Raw genomic sequence first — 24,548 nt, 5'->3', positions numbered from 1 at the left:
CTGGGCCATTCTCGCGCCTATCACGGACCGGCGTGCCATGTCGAGCGGTGCCGAGCGGACGCTCGGACGGCTCGGGGCGGTGCTGGGGCGCGGGCATAGGGGCGATGGTAACCGGCGGACCGCCGCCCCGGGCCGGACTCGGTGGGTCGACGGCCGTGCGCGGGCCGTGCGCGGGTCGGTCGCTCAGTGGGTGGTGGCGCCCGGCGCCCGGTCGTTGCGGACCGCCGCCAGCAGGCCCGTGACCGCCGGGGACCACGGCCGACCCGCCGGACCGGTCAGGGTCAGCCTGCGGTGCGCGGCCGGCCGGATCGGCACGAGGACGCAGTCCGCCGGCAGCATCGGCTGGGCCAGCGCCGGCATCACCGAGACGCCCACCCCGGCGTGCACCATGCCGATCAGCGTGTTGAGGTCCCGGATCCGGTGCCGGGGTGCGAAGCGGACGCCCGCCCGGCGGTAGGCGTCCCGGATGTGCCGCTCGCAACCGCCCTCCGAGAGCAGGAAGTCGTCGTCCTCCAGATCGGCCACGTCGACGGTCGCCTCGCCCGCGAGCGGGTGGTCGCGGCGGAGCAGCGCGTGCATCGAGTCCGCGCCGAGTGGGACGGCCCCCGGCGGCGCCGGGTCGGCGTCCACCAGGACCGCCGCGTCGACGGTGCCGGCCTCCAGCCAGACGGCCAGTTCGTCGTCCTCGCCCTCGAAGACGCGGACCGTCAGCCGGGGGTGTTCGGCCCGCCAGTCGCGCAGCAGGGCGGGCAGCAGTCCCTGGCAGACGGTGGTCGGCGCGGCCAGCCGGACCGTGCCGGTCAGTCCGCCGCGGTGGCGGTCGGCGATCGCCCGGACCGACGTCGCGGAGGCGACCGCCGTGCGGGCGTGCGGCAGGATCCGTTCGCCCAGCGGGGTCGGCCGGGCCGGTGTGCCGCGGTGCAGGACGGGCGCCCCCAGCACGCGTTCCAGGGCGGCCACCGCGTGCGAGACCGCCGACTGGCTCACGCCGAGTTCGACCGCCGCCGACCCGAAGCCGCCCGCGTCCGTCACCGCGACCAGTGCCCTGAGCTGGGCGAGGTTCACCTCCGGGGCCATGAGAGTTCCTCATCCATGTCGCACCGCCACTTGTTGGACTCATGATCGGCCGACCCGCCACGCTCTGTCCATCGAGAAGCCCCGGCGATCGGCCGCGGCGGCGGAAGGACGGGTGGCCGGGATGCGACGGAGCTGGTGGCCGGGGTTCGTGGCACTGTCGGCGATCTGGGGCGCGAGCTTCGCCCTGATCAAGGTGGCGGTCGACGCGGGAGTGCCCCCGGTCTGGGTGGCGGCCTGGCGCTGCCTGCTCGGCGCGGCGGCGCTCTGGACGATCCTCGCCGTCCGCCGCGAGGCCGCGCCGCGCGACCTCGCCACCTGGGGCCACAGCGCCGTCGTCGCCGTGCTGCTGAACGCGGTGCCGTTCGTCCTCTTCTCCTACGGCGAGACCCGGGTCAGCTCGGTGCTCGCCGGGGTGATGAACGCGACCACCCCGCTGTTCGCGCTGCTCTTCGCGCTCGCCGCCGTGCCCGGCGAGCCCCGCCCGGGGCCGCGCCGGCTCGCGGGGCTCGTCCTCGGGTTCGCGGGGGTGCTCACCGTGCTGGGCGTCTGGCACGGCTTCGGGGCGGGCGCTCCGGCGGGCGGCTCCGGTGCCGTCGGGGGATCAGGGGGCTCCGGAGCCGGCTCCGCCGTGGTGGTCGGCGGACTCGCCTGTCTGGCCGCCACCTGCTGCTACGGGGCCGGGTTCGCCTACCTGCGCCGGCACCTGTCGACCCGCCCGCACTCGGCCACCGCCCTGTCCGCCGCCCAGATCACCTGCGGCGGCGCCGAACTCGCCGTGGCCGCCCCGCTCGCCGCCGGCGCCCCGCACTGGCCCGGTGCCGGGGCCGCCGCCGCGCTGCTCGTCCTCGGCGCGCTCGGCACGGGCGTCGCCTACATCCTCAACCTCGACCTGGTCCGCACCGCCGGGACGGCCGTGGCCGCCGCGGTCACCTATGTGACCCCGCTCTGGTCGACGGCGCTCGGCGCGCTGCTCCTCGCCGAGCCGGTCGGCTGGAACACCCTGGCCGGCGGCCTCGCCGTGATCGCCGCCGTGGCGCTCACCCGGCAGCCGGCCGCCGGGAGCGGTGGCGGACGGGCCGGCCGCAGCGGCGGCGGACGGGGCCGGATGATGCGTCAGCGGGTCGGTTAGGGTGGGCTGATGGGCACGGGGCGGGCAGCGGTCGAGGACACCGGGGCGGAGACGGCCGGGGACCACTCGACCGGGGCGGACCCGAGCGGAGGCCAGGCCGAGGCGAACCCGCCTGCCGTGGCCGTACAGGCCGCCCTGCGCGCCCACCCGCTCCGCTTCCCCTTCACCCGCGACTCCCTGCGCTGCTTGGCCTACCTGCTCAGCGGCGCCGTGCTGGGCCTCCTGACGGCCGTGCTCCTGACCGTCCTCGCCGTGCTCGGCCTCGGGCTCTCGGTGGTCGGCGTCGGCCTGCCGCTGCTGCTCGCCCTCGCCCTCTCCGGCCTGCCGGCCGGTGCCCTGGAGCGCCGCCGGCTCCGGCTCGTCGAACCGGTCCCGGTGCCCGACCCGCACCGCGCGCTCCCCGGCGCCGGTCGGCGCGCCCGCCTCCGTACCCGGCTGCGCGAACGCGCGACCTGGCGGGCACTCGCCCACACCCTGCTCGTCGCCCCGCCGCTCACCGCCGCCGGGATCGGTCTCACCGCGCTGCTGCTCTTCTCCGCGGCCCTGGTCGTCAGCCCCGTGGTGGTCTGGGTGCTCGCGCCCGAGACCGTCATGCTGTTCCCCGGCCACGCCGTGCGCGGACCGCTCCACGCGCTCCCGGCCACCGCCGTCGGCCTGGCCGGGCTGCTCCTCGGCAGCTACGCCGGGGCGCTGCTCACCACCGCCCACGTCCGGCTGGCCCGGCTGCTGCTCGGGCCCCGCGAGGAGGGCCTCGGCCGCCAGGTCCTCGAACTGACGCGCTCCCGGGCGCGGTTGGTGGACGCCTTCGAGGCCGAACGCCGCCGCATCGAACGCGATCTGCACGACGGCGCCCAGCAGCAGCTCGTCGCCCTCACCATGACCCTCGGCCTCGCCGCCCACGAACTGCGCGAGCACGCCGCCGCCGTGGCCCCGGCCGGGAGCGGTGCGTCCGACAGCGGTGCGCCCGGCAGCGGTGCGCCCGGCAGCGGTTCGCCCGAGGAGGCGCTGCCCGCGGTGCTCGCGCTGGTCGACCGGGCCCGCGGCGAGGCCCGGCAGGCGCTGGAGCAGCTGCGCGACCTGGTTCGCGGCATCCACCCGCAGGTGCTCACCGACCACGGCCTGGCCGCCGCCGTCGCCGAGGTGGCGCTGCGCCACCCGGTCCCCGTCGAGGTGGACCTCGACCTGCCGGGTCGGCTGCCCGCCCCGGTCGAGACCACCGCCTACTTCACCGTCACCGAGGCACTCACCAACGCCGCCAAGCACAGCGGCGCCACCGCCGTCACCGTCCACGGGCGGGTCGTGGACGGCCGCCTGGTGGTCCAGGTGACCGACGACGGCCGCGGCGGGGCCGACCCGGCCGCCGGGGCCGGCCTCCAGGGACTGGCCGACCGGGTGGCGATTCTGAGAGGACGACTGATGGTGACGAGTCCGACCGGCGGGCCGACCAGGCTCCGGCTGGAGGTGCCGTGCTCCGGCTAGTCATCGCCGAGGACGCCGTCCTGCTCCGGGCCGGCCTGGTCGAACTGCTCACCCGGGGCGGCCACCGGGTGGTCGCCGCCGTCGGCGACGCGGACGCCCTCGCCGCGGCCGTGGACGCCGACCGGCCGGACGCCGTCGTCACCGACGTCCGGATGCCGCCCGGCTTCTCCGACGAGGGACTGCGGGCCGCGCTCGAACTCCGCGACCGCCACGCCGACCTGCCCGTCCTCGTCCTCTCCCAGTACGTGGCCACCCCGTACGCGACCCGGCTGCTCGCCGCGGCGGGCGCGCAGCGGGCGGGGCTCGGCTACCTGCTCAAGGACCGGGTCGGTGAGGTGTCCGAGTTCCTGGACGCGCTGCGCCGGGTGGCGGCCGGCGAGACCGTGATCGACCCGGAGGTGGTGCGGGTGCTGCTCCGCCAGCAGTCCGCCGAGCGCCCGATCGCCCGGCTGACCCCGCGCGAGCGCGAGGTGCTGGGGCTGATGGCCGAGGGCCTCAACAACCAGACGGTCGGCGCCCGGCTGAGCATCACCGAGGCTTCGGTGGTCAAGCACTGCGGCAACATCTTCATGAAGCTCGACCTCGACCCCGTCGAGGGCAACCGCCGCGTCCTCGCCGTCCTGGCCCACCTCGCCGACCTCCGCGGCGAGTAGCGACAGCGACCGTCCGGCCGACGTCCGGGGCTGGGGCTCATCGGGGTCGCCCCGGGGCGGGCAGGGCCTCGGTGTCCGGGGTGAGCAGGGCGGCCAGGCGGTCGGCGGTGGTCTCCCAGGACCAGTGGGTGCGGACCCAGTGGCGGCCGGCGCTGCCCATGCTGGCGCGCTCGGAGGCCGGGGCGCGGAGGATGCGGGTGATCGCCGTGGCGACGGCGGCGGGGTCGCGGCCGTCGACCACGGTCCCGTTGACGCCGTCGAGGACGGCGTCCGGCGCGCCGCCGGAGCGGCCCACGACGACGGGCAGGCCGGTGGCGGCCGCCTCCAGGAAGACGATGCCCAGCCCCTCCGCCTCCAGTCCGCCCCGGCGGGTGCGGCACGGCATCGCGAAGACGTCGGCCGCGGCGTAGGCGGCGGGTGTCTGCGCGTGTTCCCGGCCGCCGGCGAAGACGACCGCGCCGGGGTCGGTGTGCCGTCGGGCGAGGTCGCGCAGCCGTTGTTCGGCGGGGCCCCGGCCGACCAGGACCAGGGTCGTGCCGGGGACGGTCCGCCGGATCAGCGGGAGCGCCCGGATGAGGATGTCCTGCCCCTTGCGGGGGACGAGCCGCGCCACGCAGAGGATCACCGGGGCGTGCGGGTCGTGCGGGTCGTGCGGGTCGGAGGCCTCGCGCGCCGGTGGGCGGAACAACTCGGTGTCGACGCCCGGGACCAGCCGTTCCAGCCGGGGCGCCGGGCCGAGCGCCGGGGCGATCCGGTCGCGGGTGTGCGCGCCGAGGTAGGTGACCACGTCCACGCTGTCGCCGATCCGCCGCAGCAGGCGCCGTGCGACGGGGGTGCGGGCCCACCAGATCTCGTGGCCGTGGGTGGTGGCGACGGTCCGCCGTATGCCGGGTGCCTGCCGCCGCAGCTCCGGGGTCATCGCGGCGAGCGGGGCGGCGGCGCCGAACCAGACCCGGTCGCACCCGTGCGCCCGGGCGATCTCGGCGGCCCGCCGGGTCACCCGGGGGGTGGGGAGGAGCATCCGGGAGCGGTCGCGGACCACCGGGAACGGCAGCGCGGCGTCGTGCCGGTCGGCATCCGGTTCGTCCGAGGTGTAGACGACGACCTCCCCGGCGGGCAGCCGGGTGGCCATGGCGTGGACGAAGGTCTCGATGCCGCCCTGACGGGGCGGGAAGTCGTTGGTGACGATGAGGGTGCCGGTCATGAGGCGGGGACCACCTGGGGTGCGTGCGGACGGGGGTGGGCATGGCGGAGGACGGCCGGGACGGTCGGGGTGGCTGAGGTGGCCGGGGCGGCGGTGGGCCGCAGCCGGGGGAGGAGGACCAGGACGGCGGGCAGGGCGAGGTAGCCGTACCGGCCGGCGGGGGCGAGCAGGAACGCCAGGGCCAGGCCGAGGGCGAGCCGGTCGGCGGCGGTGCGGGCGTCCCGGGGCGGGCGGCGGACCAGCGACAGGGCGACGGCGGCCCCGGCGAGCAGCAACAGGGCGAGTGCCGCGTACCAGCCGGCCGGACCGAGGTCGGCGAGCAGTCGGCCGGGCAGGGGGCTGCTCGCCGGGGTGGGCAGTTCGCCGCGCCCGGTGGGGAAGGCGAACACCTGCCGCACGAGCGGCCCCGGGGAGCGCAGCGCGCCGGGCAGCACGAGGACGGCCGCGCCGACGGCGGCGGTCGCGGCGGCCCGGAGCGCGGCGCGCCGTCCGGCGGTGGCGCCGAGCAGCGCGACGACCACCGCGACCGCAGGCCAGGCCGTCCACTTGAGCGCGCAGGCCAGGGCGAGGGCCCACCCGGCGGCAGACGGCCGTGCCCGGGCCGCGCTGGCCAGGGCGAGGACGCAGAGGCCGGTCAATGGCAGGTCGACCCCGCTGACGCACAGCGGCAGCGCGACCAGCGGCGAGGCGACGAGCGCCGCCACCGGGAGGCCGGCCACGGGAACGCCGGAGGCGGCCGTCAGCGCGGACGTCGAGGCGGACACTGCGGCGTGCTGCGCGCGGTACCGGGCGCGGTGCTGCCGGGCCGGTCGGACGGCGGCGGCCAGGCAGCCGAGGAACGCGGCGGCGCACCAGAGCCTGGCGTCGCCGGCCAGCCTGGCCGGCCACCCGTCCGCACCGAACAGGGCGCGGGGCAGCCCGAACAGTGCCATCCCGGGGAGGTAGGGGGTGTACTCGGCGACCGTGCGCGGCTCGGCCAGGTACGGCGTCCCGTGCCGGAGCAGCAACTCGCCCGACCGCTCGATGACGGCGACCTCGCTCTGCCCCTGCCCGTTCACCACCAGGACGAGCAGCGGCACGAGGACCGCACCGAGGAGCGCGACGGCCACCGAACCCGCGCGCGCCCACCGCCGGGGCAGCACGAGCACGGCAACCGCCGCCGCCGGGTACCCCGCTGCCGCGAACAGCCCCCAACTCCGGTGCGGCCCCAGCCCGGAGGCGAGCGGGAACGCCCCCGCCCAGCCGGCGGCGAGCAACCACCCGCCGCACCACAGCGCCCGCCGACCGCCGGGAGGACGGGGGACGCGGTGGAGCCAGCGGGCGCCGGAGCCGGTGCCGGGGTGAGGAGCGGCGCCGGGGCGGGGACCGGTGCCGCTGCCGGTGCCGGAAGCCGGGTGATCGGCGGGGCCGGGAGCGGGCGGAAGTGGGGTACGGACGCGGTGAATCAGCACCACTTCATTGCAGCGGCGCAGGTCAGCGAGGTCATGACGGTCAGGTCGAGTCCTTTGGTCGGGTTTCCCCTACCACCGGGCGGGCGCGCTCGGCGGTCCCCGGCCTCCGTGGGCGGGGCGGGAGTTGTGGTCGACGGGCATGGCTCTGGCTTCCTCCTCGACAGCGAGCGGTCCGAACAAGGGAATTCGTATCCGATCTGACGTTCGGTGTCCAATGAATTACGCTCGGTGTCGATTGCTCGCTATCGTGGACCCCGTGGTGAGGTCCTGGGATGCGGCCGTCGAGCGGGCGCAGGAACGTGTGGCGGCGGCGCCCGGCGTGCGAGCGGCGACGGAGGACGAGGGGCGCGGCTTCGCGCTCTGGGACCTCGCGTCGCGCGCCGAGGGCGAGTTGGGCGAGCAGATCGACCCGGAGTCGATCGGCCCGGCCGAGGAGCGCCGGCTGCGCGAACGACTCGGCGAGAGCGGCCGCGAATGGCCCGGCGGCGAGCTCTACCGGCGCCGCTACTGGCTGCTGGACCGCCGCCTCGACAACACCCCGCCCGACGGCCCCGAGCGGGCCGAGCGGGACGGGACCGGAGGCACCTCCGGCACCGGTGGGATCGTGGGGACCGTCGCCGTGGACAACTGGACCAAGGGCGCGGGCCAGTTGGCCGTCTCCTCGCTCTACCTGCGCCCCTCGGCCCGCGGCCGGGGCCTGGCCGCTGCGGCCCTCGACCACGTCTACCGCGCCGCCACCGCCGAGGGCCTGCCCGGCTACGGCCTGGAGGCACACTGGGCCTGGCAGCACGCCGTCCGCTACTACCTGCGCCGCGGCCTCTGGGCGGCCTCCTGGAAGCACGCCATCGGCCTCACCCGGATGCCCCAACTCCCGCCCTACCGCATGCGGGAGGAGGACGACCGGCTGGTGCTGCTGGTCGCCGAGCGCCCCTCGCACGACCCGGCCGGCGCGGTCTGGACGCCACTGCTCGCCGCCGGCCGCGAGGGCCGCTGGCTGCGACTGGACGAAACCGCCGCCTACCGGCAGACCGACGGCTGGGTGCACGGCTACGCCCGCTCGACACTCGCCCTGCACCTCGCGCTCGCCGGCCGCCCGCTGGTCCGCGGCCCGCAGTGGTGGGCGGAGGCCTGGCGCTGGTCCGACACCGGCGAGCCGGAGGGGCTCGCCTACCGGATCGAGCACCTCGGACAGCCCGCCCGCACCGGCACCCGGACGCCGGCCACCCCCTGACCCGCCGCCCGAACGCCCGCCGCCCCGAACAACACAGCGCCGGCACGACAGCGCCACCGTCGAAGCCCCGGGCAGGAGACCCTGGGAGACTCGACGCCATGGCAGAGATCGAGATCGACGGCGGGCCCGCCGACCCCGCCCGGCTGGCCGCCCTGGGCCTGCTCAACTACGGGCACTTCACCACCCTGCGCGCCGAGGCCGGCCGGACCCGGGGCCTCGCGCTCCACCTGGACCGCCTGGTCCGGGACTGCCGCACGGTCTTCGGCGCCGAGCTGGACCGGTCGGAGGTCCGCACCCGGATCCGCCGGGTGCTGCCCGCCGACGGCGCGCCGGTGATCGTCCGGGTCACCGTGTTCGACCCCGCGCTGGGCCTGGAGCGCCCGGCCGCCCCCGCCACGCCCCACCTGCTGGTCACCACCCGCCCGGCGCCGGCCGCCGCGCCCGGCCCGCTGAGGGTCCGCACCACCGCGTACCGGCGCGAGCTGCCGGAGGTGAAGCACGTCGGCCTGTTCGGCCTGCTCCATCAGCGCCGGCTCGCCCAACTCGACGGCTACGACGACGCCCTGCTGCTCGACGAGGCCGGCCGCCTCGCCGAGGGCGCCACCTGGAACCTCGCCCTGCACGACGGCCGCGAGCTGGTCTGGCCGGACGCCGCCGCGCTGCCCGGTGTCACCGCCGCCCTGCTCGCCCGTGCCCACCCCGGACCGCAGCGACGCGAGCCGGTCGCTGCGGACGGCCTCGGCCGCTTCGTCGCCGCCGTCGCCGTCAACGCGGGCGTCGGCGTCCGGCCGATCGCCGCGATCGACGGCACCTCCTTCGACCCGGCCCACCCCGCCGTCGCGAAGCTGCGCGCCGCCTACGAGGCCCTGCCGAGGGAGGACATCTGACGCGCGGACGGAGCCCGGGCGCCCACCGCGTCGGGCGCAAGCCGCAGAGGACACCCCCAGGCCGTCCCGGGGGATAACCCCACCCCCGGTCCGCCAGCGGCCTCCATGGTCCGGCGCGCCCCGCCTTCCTAGCCTGGAACACGTCGACGACCAGCGACGATTCCCGAAGGAAGGCCCCCGCCATGGCATCCCGCCGTTCCCGCCCCCAGCCCGAGCCGACCGGGCGGCCCGCCGCCCACGCCGCGATCGAGCTGCGCGGTGTCCGGCGCAGCTACGGCCGCGGCGGCGAGGCCGTGCACGCGCTGCGCGGCGTCGACCTGGCGCTCGGCCACGGCACGTTCACCGCCGTGATGGGACCGTCGGGCTCCGGCAAGAGCACCTTCCTGCAGTGCGCGGCCGGCCTGGACCGCCCGACCGCCGGCGAGGTCTTCCTGGCGGGGGAGGAGATCACCCGGCTGAGCGAGAACCGGCTGACCAAGCTGCGTCGCGGCCGGATCGGCTTCGTCTTCCAGTCCTTCAACCTGCTGCCCTCCCTGACGGTGCTGCAGAACGTGCTGCTCCCGCAGCGTCTCGCCGGCGAGCGCCAGGATCGGGCCCGGGCCCGCGAGTTGCTCGCCCAGGTCGGTCTCGGCGAGCACGCCCGGCGGCGGCCGGGGCAGCTGTCCGGCGGCCAGCAGCAGCGGGTCGCGATCGCCCGGGCGCTGATCACGGCGCCGGACGTGGTGTTCGCGGACGAGCCGACCGGCGCGCTGGACACCCGCACCGCGCACGAGGTGCTCGGCCTGCTGCGACGCGCGGTGGACGCCATGGGCGCCACCGTCGTCATGGTGACCCACGACCCGGTGGCCGCCTCGTTCGCCGACCGGGTGCTGTTCCTGGCCGACGGCGCGCTCGCCGACGAGCTGGACCGGCCGGACCCGAAGACGGTCGCCGACCGGATGGTCACCCTGACCGCCCGCCCGCTGGGCGTGGCGGCATGAGCAACGGACTGGCCCGCGCCTCGGTGCGCTTCCGCCCCGCCTCCTTCGTCGGCACCTTCGTCGCGCTGCTGTTCGGCGCCGCCGTGATCATGGCCTGCGGGACCCTGCTGCAGACCGGCGTCACCGCCTCCGTACCGGCCGACCGGTACGCGGCCGCGCCCGTCGTGGTGGCCGCAGACCCGACCGTCACCGTCACCGTCCGGACCGCCGACGACACCGACTCCGAGGATCAGCCGGTCCCCGAGCGGGCCCGGGTGGACGCGGCGCTGGTGGGCCGGATCGCCGACCGGCCGGGGGTCGCGGCGGCCCGCCCGGACACCGCGTTTCCGCTGCTGGGCGCGGCCGGCACGCTCACCGGCCGGGGCTTCGCCGCGCTCGGCATCGCCGGCCCGCAGGACCGCCTGGTCGAGGGTCGCGCCCCCGGCGCCGGCGAGATCGTGCTGGACGCCGAGACGGCGCGCGCCGCCCACCTCGCCCCGGGCGGCACCCTGGCGCTCACCGCGCCTGGTGGCGGCGGGAGTTACCGGATCTCCGGCCTCGCCGCCGCGCAGTCGGCGGGCCCCACCGCCTGGTTCGCCGACCAGCAGGCCGACCGGCTCTCCGGCCACCCCGGCCGGGTCGACGCGATCGCCGTCCAGCCCCGCGAGGGCGTCACCGCCGAGGCCCTGGCGGCCCAGGTGCGGCAGGCCGTGGGCGACGGCGCCGAGGTGCTGACCGGGAAGGCGCGCGGCGCCGTCGAGCAGCCGGCGCTCCACGAGGCCCGGGAGGCGCTGGCCGGGATCGGCGGCTCCTTCGGCGGCATCGCCACCATGACCGCCGTGTTCGTGGTGGTCTCCACCGTCGCCCTCGCCACCGGCCAGCGCGCCCGCGAGTTCGCCCTGCTGCGCGCCGTCGGCGCCACGCCCCGGCAGATCCGCCGCACCATCGCCACCGAGGCGATGCTGGTCGCGCCGCTCGCCGCCGCGCTCGGCATCCTGCCCGGCGTGGGCCTGGCCCGCTGGTGGTTCGACGGGATGGTGGAGCGCGGGGCCGTGCCGGAGGGCGTCGAACTGTCCGTCGGACCGGTGCCGATGCTCGCCGCGGTCGTGCTGTGCACGCTCGCCGCCCTCGCGGCCGGCTTCTTCGCGGCTCGCCGCCCGGCCCGGATGCGGGCGAGCCAGGCGCTGGGCGCGGCGGCCGTCGAACCGTCCCGGCCGGGGTGGATCCGCACCGTGGTGGGCCTGCTCTTCGCCGCCGGCGGTGTCGCGCTCGCCGGGGTCGCCGCCCGGCTGAACGGCGCCGACGCCGCCAACACCGCGCTCGGCGTGGTGATGTGCTTCCTCATGGGGGTCGCCCTGCTCGGCCCGTGGGTGGCGCGCGTCGCGGCCGGACTGCTCGGCGCGCCGCTGCGGGCCGGGGGCGCGCCGGGTTCGCTGGCGGCCGACAACACCCGGGCCAACGCCCGCCGGCTGGCCTCGGCGATCACGCCGATCGCGATGGTCACCGCCTTCTGCGGCACGTTGCTGTTCATGCAGAGCACCATCCGGCACGAGACCGGCGAGCAGGTGCGCGCCGGCATCACCGCCGATCACGTGCTCGGCTCCACCGGCCCGGGCCTGCCGGCCGGTGCGGCTGGTGCGGCTGGTACCGACGGGGTCGCCGGGGTCGTCGAGCAGGCGGCCAGGGTGCCCGGCGTGGACGCGGCCGTCGGGGTGCTGCGCACCGGCGTCGTCTACCGCGACGGCGGCGACCTCGATTCGGCCACCGCGCTGGGCGTCACCGGCGACCCGTCCCGGCTGCCCCGGGTGCTCGACCTCGGGGTGCGCGCCGGTTCGCTGGCCGACCTGGGCCGGTCCGCGGACACCGTGGCGCTGGACGCCGGCCTGGCCGCCGCCCTGGGGGTCGGGGTCGGCGAGCACGTGCCGCTCTGGCTGGGCGACGGGACGGCGGCCCGGCTGCTGGTGGTCGCCACGTACGAGCGCGGGCTCGGCTTCGGCCAGGTCCTGCTGCCCCGGGCGGCGGTCGCGGAGCACGTCACCGCGGCGTACGACCACCAGGTGCTGGTCGCGGACGCGCCCGGCGCGGACCGGGCGGCCGTCGCCCGGGGGTTGGGGGCGCTCGGCGTGCCGGGGCTGACCGTCACCGACCGGGCCGGCTTCGTGGCGCAGGCCGACAGGTCGCAGGAGATGGGCGCCTGGGCGAACACGGTGATGGCCGGTGTGCTCGGCGGGTTCGCCGCCGTGACGGCCGCCAACACCCTGGTCATGACGGTGCTGGACCGGCGGCGCGAGGTGGCGCTGCTCCGGCTGGCCGGGACCACCCGGCGGCAGGTGCGCCACATGATGCGCTGGGAGGCGCTGCTGGTGGCCGCGACCGGTCTGGGCGTCGGCGCGGTGATCGGCTGGGTCACCCTGCTGCCGATCGCCCGGGGCATCGCCGGCACCACCCCGTACGTCCCGGTGGGGACGGCGCTGCCGCTGGCCGCCGGTGCGGTGGCGCTCTGCCTGGCCGCGACGGCCCTGCCGGCCCGGGCGCTGCTGCGGTCCGGCCCGCTCGCGGTGAGCGGCGGGAAGCAGTAATGGCGGGCGGGAGGGGCTCGCGGCAGGGCGTACGAGGAAGTGGCAGGTCGTGAACGGGCGGTGCGCGCGGGGGTGGCGTACCGCCCGTTCGGGTGACAAAGGCGCGCTGAACCGCCGCGAGAGGGTGGTCTTCGGTCCGAAAGCGCTTGATCCACATCGATAGTGATGTGTGATCAGTTACGCTCACGGCCGCGTCCGTCCAGGTGCCGCGTGCCCGGAGCGCTGTCACACCCCACCCACCCCCGCGCCGAGCGCGTTCGGCATGCCCGCCACCCCGGCGTGCCCACCCCGCCGCGGCGCCTGGCAGAGAGAAGCTGACCGTTGAGCAGTCCCCCCGTGGCCCGCACGCCCCGCCTGCCGTCGTTCCCCCCGGCGCGTTCCTCGGCCCCGTCACCGGTCGGCCCTCCGGCGGTCCGCCTGCCGCGGTTGCTGCTGAGGGCCACCGCGACCGGGTCGGCCGTGCTGGGACTGGCGCAGACGGTGCTGGCCGGGAGCTTCCTGAACGGTCACTACGAGGCGCTCCGGGCGCACGAGGTGACCGCGATGGCGCTGGGGGGTCTGCTGCTGGTCCAGCTGCCGGTGGCCGCGTTGGTCCGCCGGGGCGGTGGACCGGCGGGCGCCCGCGGACCGTGGTGGCCGCTCGGGGCGGCGGTGCTGCTGCTGGCCGCGGTCGGGGCGCAGAGCGGGACCGGTTACGAACGGGCGGTCGGCGTGCACGTCACGCTGGGCGTGCTGCTGGTCAGCGGGCTGCTGTTCGGCCTGGTCGGGGCGTGGCGGCTGCCGCTCGCGTTGCCGTCCCCGGCCCCGGAGGCCGTCACCACCGAGGAAGGTGACGGCTCCGGGCGGTTGCCCCGGCCCGCCGACGGAGGCGCCGACGCGGTGGAGGTGGCGCCGTGAACCGCCGCCGGTTCCTCGGCGTCGGCGCGGCCGTGCTCGGCGCGGGCGCCGTCGGGGCCTTCGCGCTCCCGGCGACCGCCCGGCTGCTGGCCGAGGGCCGGCCGGGCCGGCTGCTGAGCAGCGAGGTCCCGCTGCCGGCGGCGTTCCAGGTGCCGCTGCCGGTGCCGGCCGTGCTCGCCCCGGTCCGCTCCGACGCCACCGCCGACCACTACGAGATCACCCAGCAGCTCGCGCGGCTGGAGATCCTGCCCGGCCTGCGCACCGAGGCCTGGACGTACGGCGGCAGCTTCCCCGGCCCGACCCTGGTGGCCCGCTCCGGCCGCGCGATGGTGGTGCGGCACCGCAACGAGCTGCCGGTGCCCTCGGTGGTCCACCTGCACGGCGGCCACACCCCGGCGGACAGCGACGGCTACCCGGTGGACCTGCTGCTCCCGGTCGGCGCGTCCGACGACCGCTCGGCCCGGGCCGCCGCCGGTCACGCGGCCGGTCACGCCGCCGGTCACGCGATGGCAGGGATGACGGGCATGCCCGGCATGGGCGGCGCCGGGGACGGCCTGCGGAGCGTCACCGGCGAGCGCACCTACACCTACCCGTGCAACCAGCGCGCCGCCACCCTCTGGTACCACGACCACCGGATGGGCTTCACCGGCCCAGGCCTCTGGCGCGGCCTCTCGGGCTTCCACCTCGTCCGCGACGACGAGGAGGACGCCCTGCCGCTGCCGCGCGGCGAGCGCGAGCTCCCGCTGATGCTCACCGACCGCTCCTTCACCGCCGACGGTTCCTTCGCCTACCCCTCCGTCGACGCCGCGCTCGCCGTCCCGGGCGTCACCGACGACTACATGAACGGTGTCCTCGGCGACGTCGTCCTGGTCAACGGCGCCCCCTGGCCGCGCGTCGAGGTGGACAGGGCCCGCTACCGGCTGCGCGTGCTCAACGCCTCCAACGCCCGGCTCTACCGGCTCGAACTCGACCCGCAGCCGCCCGGCGGCGACGCGTTCGTCCAGATCGGCGGCGACGGCGGCCTGCTGGAGGAGCCGATCGCGCACGACGCGGTCGAGATCGCCCCGGCCGAGCGCTTCGACCTGGTGGTCGACTTCTCCCGCTACCCGCCCGGTACCTCCGTCCGGCTGATGAACCGGTTCGGCAGCGGGCGGACGGAGGAGGTCATGCTCTTCGACGTCTCCTCGCGGCCGGTGAGCGACGACTCGGCCGTCCCCGAGCGGCTCTGCACCCTCGAACGGCTCGACCCCGGCGCCGCCGTCACCACCCGGGTCTTCGGCTTCCGGCGCAGCCGCGACGCGGGCTGGACGATCAACAACCAGCCCTACGAGCCCGGCCGCGCGCTCGCCCGGCCGGCGCTCGGCAGCACCGAGATCTGGCGGTTCTTCACGGACGTCCACCACCCCGTCCACCTGCACCTCGACGCCTTCCAGGTGCTGTCGCGCAACGGCGGGGACCCGGGCCCGTACGACGCCGGTTGGAAGGACACGGTGGACCTGCGGCCGGCCGAGGCGGTGGAGGTGCTGGTGCGGTTCACCGACTACCCGGGGACGTACATGGTGCACTGCCACAACCTGGAGCACGAGGACATGGCGATGATGGCGGACTTCGTGGTGGAGTGACTCCCTCGGCGCCGCACCCGTTCGGCGGAGCGTGGGCGGGCGACCGGGGCGCGCCCGCCCACCCTGCGCGCCGCAGCCGTCGCACCCGCCGCGCTCACCCGTCCTCGTGCGCCGACATGCCGTGCCGCCGCGCGTGATCTAGCGTCGCGAGGAGGACAGCCGGGACCGCCGGACCCCGGTCGGACCCCGCACCGGACCCGCAGGACCGGACCGGCAGGACGGACACACCGAGGAGCCGCGCATGACCAGTCCGACCGAACGCCGTCGGCGCGGCCGGGCCGCCCGCGAGCGCGTCCCGCGCTCCGCCCACGGCCCCTGGATCCCCGCCGCCGACCGGCCCGACCCGCTGGCCGTCCTGGCCCGGCAGGCCGAGGACCGGCTCGCCGACCTCGGCCCGATCCGCTACGGCCGGATGGCCGACTCGCCGTTCGCCTTCCTGCGCGGTGCCGCCGCCGTCATGGCCGCCGACCTGGCGGCCGTCCCCGACACCGGCATCACCGTCCAACTCTGCGGTGACGCCCACCTGTTGAACTTCGGCGTGTACGCCTCGCCGGAGCGCGCGCTGCTGTTCGACGTCAACGACTTCGACGAGACCTACCCCGGCCCCTTCGAGTGGGACGTCAAACGGCTCGCCGCCAGCGTCGCCGTCGCGGCCCGCGACAACGGCCACGACGAGGAGCGCGTCCGCCGGGCCGCGTTCACCGCGGCGAACGGCTACGCCGTCGCCATGCGCCACCTCGCCGAGCTGGGCGAACTCGACGTCTGGTACGCCCGGATCGACACCGCCGACATCCTCCCGCTGGTCCGCAAACAAGGCCGCCGCAAGCGCGTCGAGGCCAACCTCGACAAGGCCCGCCGCCGCACCAGCCTGCAGGCCTTCGGCAAGCTCACCGAGAAGGGCGAGGACGGCCGGCGCCGGATCATCAGCGACCCGCCGCTGATCCAGGGGCTGCCGGAGGACGAACTGCGCCAGGTCGGCAAGGTCTACGGCGACTACCGCGCCACCCTCTCCGAGGACCGCCGCGTCCTGCTCGACCGCTTCCAACTGGCCGACGTCGCCCGCAAGGTGGTCGGCGTCGGCAGCGTCGGCACCCGCTGCTTCATCCTGCTGCTGTCCGGCCGGGACGAGCGCGACCCGCTGTTCCTCCAGCTCAAGGAGGCCGGACGGTCCGTCCTGGAGGAGCACCTGCCGGCCGGCCGACCGTCCGCGGAGGCCCCGGTGGTCCACGGCGGCCGCCGCGTCGTCACCGGCCAGCACCTCATGCAGGCCGCCAGCGACATCTTCCTCGGTTGGACCACCGGCCCGGCCGGCCGCCACTTCTACGGGCGCCAGCTGCGCGACATGAAGGGCTCCGCCGATGTCGCCGCCATGACCCCGGCCGGCCTGCGCCAGTACGCCGACCTCTGCGGCCGGACGCTCGCCCGCGCCCACGCGCGCTCCGGCGACCGGCTCACCGTCGCCGGCTACCTGGGCCGCTCGGACACCTTCGCCGAGGCGATCGCCGACTTCGCCGTCAGCTACGCCGACCGAACCGAGGTCGACCACGCCGCACTGCTGGCGGCGATCGACGACCACACGCTGACGGCGCAGCGGGGGGTCTGAGGACCCCCCTGGGCCTGCTCACCGAGGGGGCCGCGCCCGCGCCCGAGCTGCTCGGCGCGGGCGCGAACGCCTACCGGCTCGCCCTGCACCCGGCGGGCCTCGCCCCGCGGATCGTCAGCTTCGCCGCGTGGCCCCGGCACGTCCTGGCCGCCACCGCCCACCTGGCGGAGCTGAACGCCGAACTGCTCGGATACGTACCGCCGTTGGACGCGTCACCGGACGGCCGCGAGCACCTCGGCTTCGCCGTCCCGCTGCACCTGCGCAGCCCGTTCGGCGCACTGCACCTGATGACGACGGTGACCACCTTCGCCACCGCCGTCGACGTCACGCTCGCCGCCCGCCGCCGCCCAGACCGTCGCCATCGGCACCCCGGCCACCGATGGCTCGGCCGCCACCCCGGCGGCCACCACCGACCTCCGGCTCACCGCCTACGACCCGGCCGCCGGCACCGCCGTACTGTCCGCGTTCGCTACCCCGGCCTCGCCCGCCACCCCCGCCTCGCCCGCCCCCTCCTCCTCGCCGCCCACCCAGGCCGTCCAGGCCGGGCGCCTCCTCGCCAGCCCGCCCACCGACGCCGCGCCGCAGGGCGCGCTCCTCGCCGTCACCGCCGTCCACCCCGGCGCGGGCAACACCCTCGCCCTGGCCACCCGCCCGGCCACCCTGCCGGAACTGCTCGGCGCCGCCGAGGCCGACGGCACGGTGGCCGTCGACCCCAAGGCCATCAAGGTCACCCCGCTGGTCAAGGACGTCACGGCGACCGTCGGCCGGGAGAACGGCACCACCAAGGCCGAGGCCTCCGGCACCCTGGAGGTCGACGCCAAGGCCCCGATCCCGCTGCCGGGCGGCGTCACCGCCAAGGCCTCCGGCGAACTCACCCTCCACCCGGCCGTCCGCTTCGCCTACCACGGCGCCGGCCTCGGCACCCCGCGCACCGCCTCCCTCGGCTTCGACCTCGGCGCCCGCGCCCACTGGAAGGTGACCGGCGACTTCAGCCGCGCCACCGCCACCCGAGGTCAGCGTCGGCCTCTACGACGCGGTCGGCGTCGAGGCCGCCGTCGCCCCCTACCTCCAGGCCCGCGCCGACGGCTCCCTCACCGTCGACGCCCCCGGCGGAGCGCCCCAACTCCAGGGCAACTGGGGCCTGTTCGGCGGCATCGACCTCAACGGCGCACTGCTCGCCCACCTCAAGATCTTCGGCACCCCACTGATCGAGGGCAGGCTCCCGCTCCCGGCCTTCCACCGCGAATGGCCCCTCCTCACCGGCGCCCTCCCCGCCCCGAAGAGCTGACCCCCGGGACCGCGAGCCCCGGATCAGCTCATGGACCAGACGGCCGGATCGTGGGGGACCGGAGGCGAGAGCACCGGCGGGCGCGGCCCGGCCGGGAGGACGGCGGACGCCCCGACCGTACGGGTCACCACGGCTTCGGTGACCCGCAGGGACGCTCCGGGGAGCGCGCGTTCGGAGCGGACGTGGGCGCTCGCCTCGTCGAGCAGGTCGATGGCGGCGCCCGGGAGCGCGTGACCGGGCAGCTGCCCGTAGGCCAGCCGGGCCGCCGCCTCCAGCGCCTCGTCGGTGATCTCGACCCCGTGGTGCTCGACCAGCCGGGGCCGGGCGCCGCGCAGGATCTCCAGCACCTCGGCCGGTGCCGGTTCGGCCACCGGCACCGGCTGGACCAGGCGGTCGAGGCCCGCGTCCCGCTCCCAGCGCCGGTGGTCGGCCGTGGTGGCGGCCGCGACGACGGAGACGCCGGGGGCGCCGAGGACGGGGCGGAAGAACGCCAGCGCCTCGGCCCGGCCCTCCCGCGTCCGGACGGTGGAGAGGGCGTTGTCGAGAAAGAGGACGAGGCCCGCGGCCTCCCGGGCGTCGCGCACCAGCTCGGCCATCGTCTCGGTGAACCGCCCGTGGTACCGGGGATCGGTGAACAGCGCGCCGACGTCGAGGAGTCGGACCGTCCGACCGCGGAACTCCGCCGGCCCGTCCCCGAACGCGAGGGTCTCGGCCAGCCCGGTCACCACGCTCGTCTTGCCGACTCCGGGCTCGCCGATCAGCAGCGGGACGTTGCGGGTCCGGCGGGTGAGGATCCGCAGGATCCGTTCGATCTCCGGGCGCCGCCCGACGACGGTGCCGGGCCTGCCGTTCCCCGCCTCCCCGGTGAGGTTCCGGGTGACCGCCGCGAGCAGTGACGCGGGCCGCGGCGCGGGCTCGTCCGGCGCGGGTTCGTCCGGCGCGGGTTCGGCCTCCGGCGCGGGCCCGGCGTTCGGCGATGTCGGCCCGGCGGGGAGCGCCCGGATCAGTTCGAGCAGGACCCTGTGGTCGGCATCGGCGCCGGCCAGGATGAGGGAGGCGCCTTCGTGGGGTTCACGGGCCAGGCCCAGCAGGATGTGCTCGGTGTCGATGCGGTCGCGTCCCAGGCTCATGGCCGCGTCCCAGGCGTATTCGAGGACCCGCTTGCTCGCGCTGGTGAGGAGCGGGTGGTCGACGGTCGGTTTCGGTTCGGCATGCGGCCCGATCTCCCGATGGAGGAGGGTGAGCGAGAACCCGAGCCTCTTCAGGATGAACCGCTGCGAGCAGGTGGAGGGCGGCCGGGGCGGCGGTGATGTCGACGGGGAGGGGGGACATCGGCTCGCCGTCGGCGTAGGCGGTGATGCCCGGGGAGGAGATCCGCAGCGCGGGGGTGCGGTGGGTGGTGACTTCGGGGTGGGTGGTGTGGGTGCCTTTGAGGAGGGTGGGGAAGAAGCGGGCGATGCGGCGGCGGGGCATGGCGTCGACGAGGGTGAGGTCGAGGAGGCCGTCGGTGGGGTCGGCGTCGGGGCAGATGGGCATGCCGCCGCCGTAGCTGCTGGTGTTGCCGACGGCGGCGAGGGTGAGGTCGCGGGTGATCTCGGTGCCGTCGGCGAGGGTGATGTGGAAGGGGAGGGGGCGGAGGTTGGCGAACTCGACGGCGATGGCGAGGTGGTAGCGCATCCGGCCGCGGGGCCAGCGGAGGCGGTTGGTGCGGTCGCTGACCAGGGAGTCGAAGCCGCCGGCGAGGACGGAGCCGAACCAGCGGGTGGTGCCGTCGGGGGTGGTGATCCGGCCGAGGTCGACGGTGCGGGTGTGGCCGACGGCGATGACGTCGGCGGCGGCCTCGGGGTTGTCGCGGGGGAGGCCGTGGGCGCGGGCGTGGTCGTTGCCGGTGCCGGCGGGGATGACGCCGAGCGGGGTGGCGGTGCCGGCGACGGCCTGGAGGGCGAGGTTGATCATGCCGTCGCCGCCGACGACGACGAGGGCGTCGCACCCGGAGGCGGGGAGGACGGCGGCGCGGGCGAGGGCGAGGGACTCGGCGGCGGAGGCGCCGGCCCGCGCGTCCACGGTGATGCCGTGGGCGCGCAGGCGGGCGGTGGCGCGGCGGGCCGCCGGTTCGGCGTGGCCGGCGGCGGCCGCGGGGTTGGTGAGGAGAACGACGCGGGCGATGGTTCTCCGGCCGTTCACGGGATCAGCTTGCCCGGGTTGAGGATGCCGGCGGGGTCGAGTTCGGCCTTGACGGCGCGCAGGATGCGCACGCCGAGGTCGCCGATCTCGTCGGTCATCCAGGGGCGGTGGTCGGTGCCGACGGCGTGGTGGTGGGTGATGGTGCCGCCGGAGGCGACGATGGCGTCGCAGGCGGCGCGCTTGGCGGTGGCCCACCGGGTCAGCGGCTCCTCGCCGAGGGCGGCGACCACGGTGAAGTAGAGCGAGGCGCCGGTCGGGTAGACGTGCGAGATGTGGCACAGGACGAGGGAGCCGGGCAGCGCCTCGGTCAGCGCGGTGGTGACGGCGAATCGGAGCGCGTGCAGCTCGCGCCAGCCGGCGGCGGTCTCCAGCGTCTCGCACAGCGCGCCCGCGTCGAGCAGCGAGTCGCGCAGGTACGGGGCGTTGAACCGGCCGTGCTCCCAGGCCCGGGCGGGCGCCTCGCCCAGCGGGGTGCCGCCGGCCGCGAGCAGGGTGGCGCGGGTGAGCTGGTGGCGGGCGGCGACCTGTTCGGCGGTGCCCTCGAACACGGTGACGGCGAGGCAGCCGGTGACGGCCGGTTCGCCGCCGATCTGCTCGGTCATGGCGAGGTTGACCATGGTCTCGGCCTCGTCGGAGAGCCGGATGACGGTCGGGCCGGTGCCCTGCTGCTCGACGGCGCGCAGCGCGGCAGCGCCGGTGGTGAAGTCGGGGAACGACCAGGCCTCGTACGCCTTGACGGCGGGCACGGGGTGGACGCGGACGCGGACGGCGGTGATCACGCCGAGGGCGCCCTCCGAGCCGAGGAACAGCTCGCGCAGGTCGGGGCCGGCGGCGGAGGCCGGGGCGCGGCCGAGGTCCAGCGCGCCGCTCGGGGTGATCACCCGCAGGCCGCGGACCATGTCGTCGAACCGCCCGTGGCCGGCCGAGTTCTGCCCGGAGGAGCGGGTGGCCGCGAAGCCGCCGATGGTGGCGAAGCGGAAGCTCTGCGGGTAGTGGCCGAGTTCGAAGCCGTGCCCGGCGAGCAGGGCCTCCGCGGCCGGGCCGGTGAGGCCGGCGCCGAGCAGGGCCTCGCCGGAGGTCTCGTCGAGGTCGAGGAGCTGGTCGAGGCGGCGCAGGTCGAGGGAGACGGCGGCGGCGAACTCCCCGCGCTCCGGCTCCAGTCCGCCGACGACGCTGGTGCCGCCGCCGAACGGCACGACGGCGATCCGGCGTTCGGTGCAGACGGCGAGCAGGGTGGCGATCTCGTCCTCGCCGCCGGGCAGCACCACGGCGTCGGGCGCGTCCTGCGGGTCGCGGGAGCGGCGGCGCAGCAGGTCGGGGGTGGACTTGCCGCCGGCCCGGGGGAGGCGGTCGGCGTCGGCGGTGCTGACGTGGTCCGCGCCGACGACGGCGGCGAGGGCCGCGATGCCGTCGGGGGTGAGGGCGGACGGCCGCAGGACGACCTCCGAGGCGGCGGGCCCGGGGGCGGCGTCGCCGGTGACGCCGAGGGCGGCGGCGAGCAGGCCCTTGATGTCGGCGGACAGCTCCTTGGCGAGGGCCGGGTCGCCCCAGGCGTCCCACTTCATTGGGGGGAGGGGCAGCAGCGCGGGCCGCGCTGCCGCTTGCTTCTCGGGGGTCATGCGTTACAGTTTTACACATCATGTCAAGTAGTAACGAGCACGGCCACGAGCACAGTCACAAGCACAGCCACGAGCCCCGCGAGCGCGGAACCGACGATGCGATCCTCGACGCCGCCGCCGAGCTGATCGTCCAACTCGGCGTGCGCCGTACCCAGTTGGCGGAGATCGCGCGGCGCGCCGGGGTCAGCCGCCCGACCGTCTACCGGCGCTGGCCGGACGTCCGCGCAGTGATCGGCGCGCTGCTCACCCGCGAGATCGCCGCCACCCGGGGCGCCGTCCGGCTCGCCGGGACGGACCGGGCCGCGTTCGTCGACGGCGTCGTCGAGGTCGCCGTCCGGCTCCGCGACCACCCCGTGCTCGGCGCGCTGCTGCGCTCCGACGACGCGGACACGCTGTTCGAGTACGTGGTCGAGCGGCTCGGCACCAGCCAGCGCGGACTGCTGGAGGCACTGCGCGCCGGGATCGAACAGGGGCAGGCACACGGGTCGATCCGGGCCGGCGAACCGGTCGAACTCGCCGTCATGGTGCTGCTGATCGCCCAGTCCACCGTTCAATCGCACCGCATGGTGGCCCAGTTGCTGCCCGAGGCGGCCTGGCGGCGGGAACTCGCCCGCGCCCTGGACGGCTACCTCTCGCCGTAACACCCCCGACGGCCCTGACACCCCCGCCACCCCCGACAGCCGGCAGACCGCCGCGGAGGCCGCAGATGACCAGCACCGCCGGGCCCTTCGCCGGGACCACCCGACTCACCGCCCGCCGCCGGGAGTTGGAGCTCACCGCGCTCGCCGACCGCCCGCTGGTCGACCTGCTGGTGATCGGCGGCGGCGTCACCGGCGCGGGCGTCGCCCTGGACGCCGCCGCACGCGGGCTGTGCGTGGCGCTGGTCGAGTCGCGCGACCTCGCCTTCGGCACCAGCCGGTGGAGCTCCAAGCTCGTCCACGGCGGACTGCGCTACCTCGCCTCCGGGCGGATCGGCGTGGCCCGGGAGAGCGCCGTCGAACGCGGCGTGCTGATGGCCCGCACCGCCCCGCACCTGGTCCGGCCGCTGCCCCAACTCGTGCCGCTGCTCGACGGGTTGATGAGGACCGGGCAGGCCGCGCTGGTCCGGGTCGGCTTCCACGCGGGCGACGCGCTGCGGCTGAGCGCCGGCACGCCGGGCTGGCTGCTGCCCCGGGTCCGCCGGGTGGGGGCCGACCGGGCCCGCGCCCTGGTGCCGGGCCTGCGCGGCGCCGGCCTGTCCGGCGCGCTGGTCGCGCACGACGGCCAACTCGTCGACGACGCACGGCTCGTGGTGGCGCTGGCCCGCACGGCGGCGCAGTACGGGGCGTCCGTGCTCACCCGGGTGCGCGCCGAGGAGGTCACCGGGACGGGCGCCCGGCTCGTCGACACGCTCACCGGCGCGTCGTTCACCCTGCACGCCCGCGCCGTCGTCAACGCCACCGGCGTCTGGGCGGGCGAGGTGGACCCGTCCATCCGGCTGCGGCCCAGCCGGGGCACCCACCTGGTGGTGGACGCCGCCGCCCTCGGCCGGCCGACCGCCGCGCTCACCGTGCCGGTGCCCGGCTCCACCAGCCGGTTCGTCTTCGCCCTGCCCCAGCAGCTGGGCCGGGTCGCGATCGGCCTCACCGACGAGGACGCGCCCGGCCTGATCCCCGACGAACCACGGCCCACCGAGGCCGAGTTGGACTTCCTCCTCGACACCGTGAATGCCGCCCTGGAGACGGCGCTGACCAGGGCCGACGTGCGCGGGGCGTACGCGGGGCTGCGCCCGCTGATCGACACCGGCGACGGTGCCACCGCCGACATCTCCCGCCGGCACGCCGTCCTGGAGTCGCCGAACGGCGTGATCACCGTCGTCGGCGGCAAGCTCACCACCTACCGCCGGATGGCCGAGGACGCCGTGGACACCGCCGTCCGGCTGCGCGACCTGCCCGCCCGGCCCTGCTGGACGGCCCGGCTGCCGCTGGTCGGCGCGCCCTGCCACCGGGACAGCCGCCCCGCGCCGGAGGGCGAGGTGGCGGCCTCGCTGCTCGCCCGCCACGGCGGCGCGGCCCGCGAGGTCCTGGCCGTGGGCGAGGAGCACCTGGGCGCCGGGTACGGGGCGCCGGTCGCGGAGGGCATCGACGTCAGCCGCGCCGAGATCGCGTACGCGCTCACCCACGAGGGCGCGCTGGACGTCGAGGACGTGCTGCACCGCCGCACCCGGATCGGCCTCGTCCCGGCGGACGCCGAACACGCCCGCCCGGCCGTCGAGAGCATCGCGGCCCGGCTGGTCTGAGCGCCGGCTTCAGTGTCCGGTCCGCTCCGCCATCGGCCGCTCGTCCCCGCCGAGCTCCAGCGTGCAGCTGAGCGGCTGCTCCGGCACGCCCGTCCGCTCCAACCGGACGGCCAACGGCACCGGGGGCTCCCCGGGCTCCTCGGCCAACTGCGCGGCGAGCGTCAGCGGGTACACCCCGTGCCCGTGCACCCGGTGGAACGCCACCTCCTTGCCGTCCACCAGCACCTCGGTCTCGGTGATCCACCCGGACCGCACGTTCACCGTGACGGAATGGCCGGCGCGGTCGAGGTGAAAGCTGTGCCGCTGACGCATGGAGACCTCCCGAAATGCCCCCCGGCCGTGGTCAGTGTACGTCGCGGGGGTGGGATGTTCCCGGCACGGCGGGGTGATCGGCACAAATGACTCGGT

The 24,548-nt window shown here is 76.6% G+C and carries 20 protein-coding genes and 1 pseudogene; 12 read left to right on the top strand and 9 right to left on the bottom strand.

Going from position 1 to position 24,548, the window contains the following annotated elements:
* Positions 1 to 183: 183 nt before the first annotated feature.
* The gene (locus ACFP3U_RS05070; protein WP_380223947.1) at positions 184 to 1,077 is read right to left on the bottom strand and encodes a LysR family transcriptional regulator; all 894 of its coding nucleotides are present in this window, start codon (positions 1,075 to 1,077) and stop codon (positions 184 to 186) included.
* 121 nt (positions 1,078 to 1,198) lie between these two features.
* Between ACFP3U_RS05070 and ACFP3U_RS05065 the strand changes: the two genes are divergently transcribed.
* Genes ACFP3U_RS05065 through ACFP3U_RS05055 form a run of 3 tightly spaced genes read left to right on the top strand, consistent with a single transcriptional unit; the run spans position 1,199 to position 4,338 of the window.
* The gene (locus ACFP3U_RS05065) at positions 1,199 to 2,206 is read left to right on the top strand and encodes a DMT family transporter (protein WP_380223946.1); all 1,008 of its coding nucleotides are present in this window, start codon (positions 1,199 to 1,201) and stop codon (positions 2,204 to 2,206) included.
* A 9-nt stretch (positions 2,207 to 2,215) separates the two neighbouring features.
* A complete protein-coding gene (locus ACFP3U_RS05060; protein ID WP_380223945.1) occupies positions 2,216 to 3,685 on the top strand; it encodes a sensor histidine kinase in 1,470 nt (489 codons plus the stop codon).
* Positions 3,673 to 4,338, top strand: a complete 666-nt coding sequence (locus ACFP3U_RS05055; RefSeq protein WP_380223944.1) for a response regulator — start codon at positions 3,673 to 3,675, stop codon at positions 4,336 to 4,338. Before ACFP3U_RS05060 ends, ACFP3U_RS05055 begins: the two co-directional genes overlap by 13 nt.
* Before the next feature lie 37 nt (positions 4,339 to 4,375).
* On the opposite strand, the gene ACFP3U_RS05050 is transcribed toward ACFP3U_RS05055, so the two are convergent.
* Positions 4,376 to 5,542: a glycosyltransferase family 4 protein gene (locus tag ACFP3U_RS05050; RefSeq protein ID WP_380223943.1), complete on the bottom strand. Its 1,167-nt coding sequence runs from the start codon at positions 5,540 to 5,542 to the stop codon at positions 4,376 to 4,378.
* Entirely contained in the window at positions 5,539 to 6,798 is a 1,260-nt protein-coding gene (locus tag ACFP3U_RS05045; RefSeq protein ID WP_380223942.1) for a glycosyltransferase 87 family protein, read from the bottom strand. The genes ACFP3U_RS05050 and ACFP3U_RS05045 overlap by 4 nt, the downstream gene beginning before the upstream one ends.
* 451 nt (positions 6,799 to 7,249) lie before the next feature.
* Between ACFP3U_RS05045 and ACFP3U_RS05040 the strand changes: the two genes are divergently transcribed.
* From ACFP3U_RS05040 to ACFP3U_RS05010, 7 genes are all read left to right on the top strand, one after another.
* Complete coding sequence (locus ACFP3U_RS05040) at positions 7,250 to 8,224, top strand: GNAT family N-acetyltransferase (RefSeq protein WP_380223941.1); 975 nt, start codon at positions 7,250 to 7,252, stop codon at positions 8,222 to 8,224.
* Positions 8,225 to 8,322: 98 nt separating this feature from the next.
* Positions 8,323 to 9,111, top strand: coding sequence for an aminotransferase class IV (locus tag ACFP3U_RS05035; RefSeq protein ID WP_380223940.1), 789 nt, complete (start codon positions 8,323 to 8,325; stop codon positions 9,109 to 9,111).
* Positions 9,112 to 9,293: 182 nt separating this feature from the next.
* Positions 9,294 to 10,091 carry an ABC transporter ATP-binding protein gene (locus ACFP3U_RS05030; RefSeq protein WP_380223939.1) on the top strand — a complete coding sequence of 266 codons (798 nt, stop codon included), beginning with the start codon at positions 9,294 to 9,296 and terminating at the stop codon, positions 10,089 to 10,091.
* Complete coding sequence (locus tag ACFP3U_RS05025) at positions 10,088 to 12,649, top strand: FtsX-like permease family protein (RefSeq protein ID WP_380223938.1); 2,562 nt, start codon at positions 10,088 to 10,090, stop codon at positions 12,647 to 12,649. Before ACFP3U_RS05030 ends, ACFP3U_RS05025 begins: the two co-directional genes overlap by 4 nt.
* Before the next feature lie 426 nt (positions 12,650 to 13,075).
* Positions 13,076 to 13,546 carry a hypothetical protein gene (locus ACFP3U_RS05020; RefSeq protein ID WP_380223937.1) on the top strand — a complete coding sequence of 157 codons (471 nt, stop codon included), beginning with the start codon at positions 13,076 to 13,078 and terminating at the stop codon, positions 13,544 to 13,546.
* Positions 13,543 to 15,168 (top strand): multicopper oxidase family protein, encoded by a 1,626-nt coding sequence (locus ACFP3U_RS05015; RefSeq protein ID WP_380223936.1) that lies wholly within the window; start codon positions 13,543 to 13,545, stop codon positions 15,166 to 15,168. The genes ACFP3U_RS05020 and ACFP3U_RS05015 overlap by 4 nt, the downstream gene beginning before the upstream one ends.
* Before the next feature lie 241 nt (positions 15,169 to 15,409).
* Positions 15,410 to 16,771, top strand: coding sequence for a DUF2252 domain-containing protein (locus ACFP3U_RS05010; protein ID WP_380223935.1), 1,362 nt, complete (start codon positions 15,410 to 15,412; stop codon positions 16,769 to 16,771).
* A 212-nt stretch (positions 16,772 to 16,983) separates the two neighbouring features.
* On the opposite strand, the gene ACFP3U_RS05005 is transcribed toward ACFP3U_RS05010, so the two are convergent.
* The 5 genes and pseudogenes from ACFP3U_RS05005 to ACFP3U_RS04985 all read right to left on the bottom strand — a co-directional run bounded on the left by ACFP3U_RS05005 (position 16,984) and on the right by ACFP3U_RS04985 (position 21,862).
* Positions 16,984 to 17,178: a hypothetical protein gene (locus tag ACFP3U_RS05005; RefSeq protein ID WP_380223934.1), complete on the bottom strand. Its 195-nt coding sequence runs from the start codon at positions 17,176 to 17,178 to the stop codon at positions 16,984 to 16,986.
* A gap of 581 nt (positions 17,179 to 17,759) precedes the next feature.
* Positions 17,760 to 18,011 carry a hypothetical protein gene (locus ACFP3U_RS05000; RefSeq protein ID WP_380223933.1) on the bottom strand — a complete coding sequence of 84 codons (252 nt, stop codon included), beginning with the start codon at positions 18,009 to 18,011 and terminating at the stop codon, positions 17,760 to 17,762.
* Positions 18,012 to 18,082: 71 nt separating this feature from the next.
* Entirely contained in the window at positions 18,083 to 19,282 is a 1,200-nt protein-coding gene (locus tag ACFP3U_RS04995) for an AAA family ATPase (protein ID WP_465261954.1), read from the bottom strand.
* A gap of 61 nt (positions 19,283 to 19,343) precedes the next feature.
* Positions 19,344 to 20,243, bottom strand: a pseudogene (locus ACFP3U_RS04990) (diacylglycerol kinase); the annotation flags it as partial.
* The gene (locus ACFP3U_RS04985) at positions 20,240 to 21,862 is read right to left on the bottom strand and encodes an FAD-binding oxidoreductase (RefSeq protein ID WP_380223930.1); all 1,623 of its coding nucleotides are present in this window, start codon (positions 21,860 to 21,862) and stop codon (positions 20,240 to 20,242) included. The gene ACFP3U_RS04985 and the pseudogene ACFP3U_RS04990, both read right to left, overlap by 4 nt.
* A gap of 20 nt (positions 21,863 to 21,882) precedes the next feature.
* On the opposite strand from ACFP3U_RS04985, the gene ACFP3U_RS04980 reads away from it, so the two are divergent.
* Both ACFP3U_RS04980 and ACFP3U_RS04975 read left to right on the top strand, forming a co-directional pair.
* Positions 21,883 to 22,503, top strand: coding sequence for a TetR/AcrR family transcriptional regulator (locus ACFP3U_RS04980; RefSeq protein WP_380223928.1), 621 nt, complete (start codon positions 21,883 to 21,885; stop codon positions 22,501 to 22,503).
* A gap of 65 nt (positions 22,504 to 22,568) precedes the next feature.
* The gene (locus tag ACFP3U_RS04975; RefSeq protein ID WP_380223927.1) at positions 22,569 to 24,140 is read left to right on the top strand and encodes a glycerol-3-phosphate dehydrogenase/oxidase; all 1,572 of its coding nucleotides are present in this window, start codon (positions 22,569 to 22,571) and stop codon (positions 24,138 to 24,140) included.
* A gap of 9 nt (positions 24,141 to 24,149) precedes the next feature.
* Here ACFP3U_RS04975 and ACFP3U_RS04970 read toward each other — a convergent pair whose 3' ends face one another.
* On the bottom strand, positions 24,150 to 24,452 hold the full coding sequence (locus ACFP3U_RS04970) for a hypothetical protein (RefSeq protein WP_380223926.1): 303 nt from the start codon (positions 24,450 to 24,452) through the stop codon (positions 24,150 to 24,152).
* Between the last annotated feature and the right edge of the window lie 96 nt (positions 24,453 to 24,548).

The sequence above is a fragment of the Kitasatospora misakiensis genome (assembly GCF_042656005.1).
GTDB classification, from domain to species: Bacteria; Actinomycetota; Actinomycetes; order Streptomycetales; family Streptomycetaceae; genus Kitasatospora; species Kitasatospora misakiensis.
Note: the sequence above shows the minus strand (reverse complement) of the source record. Positions and strands in the feature narration are given on the sequence as shown.

Bases quoted from the DNA above. Each gene is read 5' to 3' on its own strand.
- ACFP3U_RS04975 (WP_380223927.1), top strand. From the start codon at position 22,569: ATGACCAGCACCGCCGGGCCCTTCGCCGGGACCACCCGACTCACCGCC.
- ACFP3U_RS05050 (WP_380223943.1), bottom strand. From the start codon at position 5,542: ATGACCGGCACCCTCATCGTCACCAACGACTTCCCGCCCCGTCAGGGC.
- ACFP3U_RS05010 (WP_380223935.1), top strand. From the start codon at position 15,410: ATGACCAGTCCGACCGAACGCCGTCGGCGCGGCCGGGCCGCCCGCGAG.
- ACFP3U_RS05030 (WP_380223939.1), top strand. From the start codon at position 9,294: ATGGCATCCCGCCGTTCCCGCCCCCAGCCCGAGCCGACCGGGCGGCCC.
- ACFP3U_RS05065 (WP_380223946.1), top strand. From the start codon at position 1,199: ATGCGACGGAGCTGGTGGCCGGGGTTCGTGGCACTGTCGGCGATCTGG.
- ACFP3U_RS04980 (WP_380223928.1), top strand. From the start codon at position 21,883: ATGTCAAGTAGTAACGAGCACGGCCACGAGCACAGTCACAAGCACAGC.
- ACFP3U_RS05035 (WP_380223940.1), top strand. From the start codon at position 8,323: ATGGCAGAGATCGAGATCGACGGCGGGCCCGCCGACCCCGCCCGGCTG.
- ACFP3U_RS05070 (WP_380223947.1), bottom strand. From the start codon at position 1,077: ATGGCCCCGGAGGTGAACCTCGCCCAGCTCAGGGCACTGGTCGCGGTG.
- ACFP3U_RS04985 (WP_380223930.1), bottom strand. From the start codon at position 21,862: ATGACCCCCGAGAAGCAAGCGGCAGCGCGGCCCGCGCTGCTGCCCCTC.
- ACFP3U_RS05060 (WP_380223945.1), top strand. From the start codon at position 2,216: ATGGGCACGGGGCGGGCAGCGGTCGAGGACACCGGGGCGGAGACGGCC.
- ACFP3U_RS05025 (WP_380223938.1), top strand. From the start codon at position 10,088: ATGAGCAACGGACTGGCCCGCGCCTCGGTGCGCTTCCGCCCCGCCTCC.
- ACFP3U_RS04970 (WP_380223926.1), bottom strand. From the start codon at position 24,452: ATGCGTCAGCGGCACAGCTTTCACCTCGACCGCGCCGGCCATTCCGTC.